Below are 3,889 nucleotides of genomic sequence, written 5' to 3'. Positions count from 1 at the left end.
CTNTCNGNGCGCGACCGCACCATCGCCGAGGAGATATTCAAGGAGATTCGGGCGCGGCTCGGCTTCATGGAGGAGGTCGGACTGGAGTACCTCACGCTCGACCGCGAGGCATCGACGCTGTCGGGCGGCGAGAGCCAGCGCATCCGGCTCGCCACGCAAGTCGGCTCCGGCCTCGTCGGCGTGCTGTACGTCCTCGACGAGCCGTCCATCGGTCTCCACCAGCGCGACAACGACAAGCTGCTCGACACGCTGGAGGGACTCCGCGACCTCGGAAACACGCTGCTCGTCGTCGAGCACGACGAGGAGACGATGTGGCGCGCCGACANCGTCNTCGACATGGGNCCNGGNCCGGGNAANCGCGGCGGCGANATCGTCGTGCAGGGCGATTTCGACGACGTGTGCGATGCCGAGGGGTCGATCACAGGCGACTACCTCGCCGGTCGCAAGGAAATCCCCGTTCCCGACGAGCGACGCGAGCGCGACGACGAACTCCGGGTGCGCGGTGCGCGCCAGCACAACCTGAAGGATCTCGATGTGCCGATTCCGCTGGGCGTCTTTACCGCGATAACGGGCGTCTCTGGGTCGGGCAAATCGACCCTGATGCACGAAATCCTCTACAAGGGGCTGGCCCGCGAGATGAACGACAACACCTCCGTCGATCCCGGCGAGCACGACGCCTTGGAGGGCGTCGAAAATATCGAAACGGTNNGNCTNATCGANCAGNNNCCCATCGGCCGNACNCCGCGNTCGAACCCCGCGACGTACACCGGCGTCTTCGACCACATCCGGGAGCTGTTCGCGGAGACGAAGCTCGCCAAGCAGCGCGGCTACGAGAAGGGCCGCTTCTCGTTCAACGTGAAAGGTGGCCGGTGTGAGGCCTGCGGCGGCCAGGGGACCGTCAAGATCGACATGAACTTCCTNTCGGACGTNNANGTNCCCTGCGAGGAGTGNGACGGNGCNCGCTACAACGCCGAGACGCTGGACGTGACCTACAAGGGCAAAACTATCGCCGACGTGCTCGATATGGAGGTCGCCGAAGCCTACGACTTCTTCGAGNCNNACNCCNNNNTNCGCCGCCGNCTNNANCTCCTGAAGGACGTCGGCCTCGGCTACATGCGGCTCGGCCAGCCGTCGACGACGCTGTCGGGCGGCGAGGCACAGCGCGTGAAGCTCGCCGAGGAGCTCGGTAAGAAGGACTCCGGCGACGCGCTGTACCTGCTCGACGAGCCGACGACCGGGCTCCACCCCGCGGACGAGCGGAAGCTCATCGAGGTGCTCCAGCGGCTAACCGACGACGGCAACANCGTNGNNGTCGTCGAACACGAGCTCGACCTCGTGAANAACGCNGACCACATCATCGACCTCGGNCCNGAGGGNGGCGANNNCGGCGGCGAGGTCGTCGCCAGCGGCACGCCCGAATCGGTCGCGCGCACAGAGGAGTCTCACACCGGGCGATACCTGCGCGACCTGCTTCCGAAAATCGACCGCGAGGGGCCGCGCTCGGACCGACGCAAACCGGCCAAGGTCGCCAGCGACGACTGAGGCAGCCGGCACCTGTTTCGCTCGACCGAACAGCTGCGACCTGGCGGACTGAAAGGGCGAGACGCTCCCGACGAACCCGGACGACGCAAGCACCGCAGTGAGCGAAGCGAACGAGGAGCGCAGCGAGTCCCGGGAGTCGAGAGCGTCGAGGGCTTTCTATATCCCGTCAGCCCCAGCACTGCCGACACCGTTCTCTCGAAAACAAACAAGCTAAACACCGGCTTCAACAAACCAACAGTAATGTACGATTTCGTCGTCGTCGGTATCGGCCCCGCTGGCGCGCGGTTCGCCCGCCGGGCCGCCGAGTCGGGCTACGACGTGCTCGGCCTCGAAAAGGGCACCGTCGGTACCCCACTCGCCTGCTCGGGCCACGTCAGCACCGACATCTGGGACTATGTCCACGACGACGCTAAAGACGACCTCCTGCAGAACCGTGTCTATGGCGCGAACTTCTACACCGGCGGCCCCGACAGCGATCCAAATCTCTTCTACAAGACCAACGAAATCTCGAACGTCATCGACCGCGTCGAACTCGACCGCACGCTTGCCGACGCCGCCCGCGCAGCCGGCGCGGAGATCCGCGAAGGTCACACCGTCACCGGCGTCGAAGAACATGACGACCGCGTCGTCCTCACCGTCAGCGTCGCCGACGAGGCCGACCCAATAGAAGTCGAATCCCGCATGGTCGCTGGCTGCGACGGCCCAGTCTCTCGCGTCCGGCAGGCCGTCGAACTCCCCGAACCGAAAGAAAAACTCCACGGCGTGCTCGCGTTCACCGACGAAGAAGACCATGGCGAGTACGTCGATGTTCACCTTACCGTCCCGCGATTCTTCGCGTGGCGCATCCCCCGCGGCGAGGCCGGTGTCGAATACGGCTTGGCGGCCGCGCCTGGCGAGGACGTCAACGACCGCTTCGATATCCTGACTGAGCAGTACGATGTCGAGACCGATCACTTCTGCTCCGGGGCCATCCCAATCGGCCCGCCGGACTCAGTGACGACTGACCGCGTGTTCCTCATTGGCGACGCTGCCGCTCAGACGAAACCGTTCACCGGCGGCGGGATTCTCTACGGCATGACCGCCGCCGACTGTGCGGCCCGACACATCCAGCCGGATCGTCCCGACTCGCTGGGGGTCTATGAGTCCGCGTGGCGCGAAACGCTGTCAAGCGAGATCCGACTCGGCCACCTGATTCGGCGTGGCTACTCGCTGCCGAAGCCGGTTCAGCGGTTCGGTCTCCGCGCGCTGTCCGGCGAAATCGGCGTCCACATGGACAAACCGACCTCGCTGTTCTCGAAACAACACCTCAAGCGCGTGTTCTCCTGATCGCGTACGCAGCGTTCGAGCATCTACGTCTGCGGCCATTTCCACGTGCTGAGTGTGTTTGCCGACCGTCCTGATGGGTTCTGCCAGACGATCCGCACGGTGTCGCCCTCGTCCGCGTCAGTATGTTCAATGTCTACTGTATCGCCGACGCCTATCGGACTGGCCCAGCCGGTCTTCGAGGCATCCGAGACGGGATCGGGATACACCTCGTCGCCGCCGACGGTGATCCGGAGTCGCTCGTTGTTAATTCGATCTCCACTGACGTGTGTGATCGTGATGTCGTCCGAGCCACTCTGTTCGTATTCAAACGCCGCCTGCGGCGGTTGGTCCGATACTTGATCGGCGTAGTCGAGAAAGACCGAGCCGACCATCGTGGCGATGACGACCGTGATTGCGACCATCAGGATCACGCCGATGACGGGCGAGACACCGCGGTCGGTTGTTGTTCGTGTATCGCGGTTCATTCGTGGGGTAGCCGGCCTGCTCGCGTTTTCGCTTAAGAAGCTACGGCCCGCCGCTCCCGGTGGAATCAGCCGAGTTTAAGGGCGGCCGCTGTCAGGTTCGGGTATGGAAAACCGAACCTACACTGCGGACGCCGAACCCGGCGAGTCGGTGACGGTCGCCGGCTGGGTCCACGAACTCCGGGATCTCGGCGGCATCGCCTTTCTGATCCTGCGCGACACCACGGGCAAGATTCAGATCAAGTTTGAAAAAGACGAGATGGACGACGATCTCGTCGAGACCGGGCTCAACGTCGCCCGCGAGAGCGTGATTTCGGTCACCGGCGACGTTGACGAGGAGCCACGCGCACCCACGGGCGTCGAGATCACGCCCGACTCAGTCGAGGTCGTCGCCGAAGCCGACACCGAACTCCCGCTCGACCCATCAGGCAAGGTCGATGCCGAACTCTCGACGCGGCTCGACAACCGCACGCTCGACCTCCGCAAGGAGGAGGTCCAGGCGATCTTCACGATCCGCGCGGAGATTCAGCNCGCCGNNCGCGAGNCGTTCCGCNNNNTCG

2 protein-coding genes and 2 pseudogenes (2 of these 4 running past the window's edge) are annotated in these 3,889 nt (G+C 64.6%); 3 read left to right on the top strand and 1 reads right to left on the bottom strand.

Going from position 1 to position 3,889, the window contains the following annotated elements; genetic code table 11:
• Together uvrA and EGH24_RS10375 are read left to right on the top strand one after the other, a co-directional pair.
• Nucleotides 1-1,542: pseudogene (gene uvrA, locus EGH24_RS10380) on the top strand (excinuclease ABC subunit UvrA); it begins 1,407 nt to the left of the window's first position.
• Between the two features lie 240 nt (nucleotides 1,543-1,782).
• Nucleotides 1,783-2,868, top strand: coding sequence for a geranylgeranyl reductase family protein (locus tag EGH24_RS10375; RefSeq protein WP_142980071.1), 1,086 nt, complete (start codon nucleotides 1,783-1,785; stop codon nucleotides 2,866-2,868).
• Nucleotides 2,869-2,891: 23 nt separating this feature from the next.
• On the opposite strand, the gene EGH24_RS10370 is transcribed toward EGH24_RS10375, so the two are convergent.
• Nucleotides 2,892-3,332 (bottom strand): type IV pilin, encoded by a 441-nt coding sequence (locus EGH24_RS10370; protein ID WP_142980070.1) that lies wholly within the window; start codon nucleotides 3,330-3,332, stop codon nucleotides 2,892-2,894.
• Nucleotides 3,333-3,435: 103 nt separating this feature from the next.
• Here EGH24_RS10370 and aspS point away from each other — a divergent pair.
• Nucleotides 3,436-3,889: pseudogene (gene aspS, locus EGH24_RS10365) on the top strand (aspartate--tRNA(Asn) ligase) (it continues 851 nt past the right edge of the window).

Source organism: Halonotius terrestris, from assembly GCF_006861665.1.
Classification (GTDB): domain Archaea; phylum Halobacteriota; class Halobacteria; order Halobacteriales; family Haloferacaceae; genus Halonotius; species Halonotius terrestris.
Note: the sequence above shows the minus strand (reverse complement) of the source record. Positions and strands in the feature narration are given on the sequence as shown.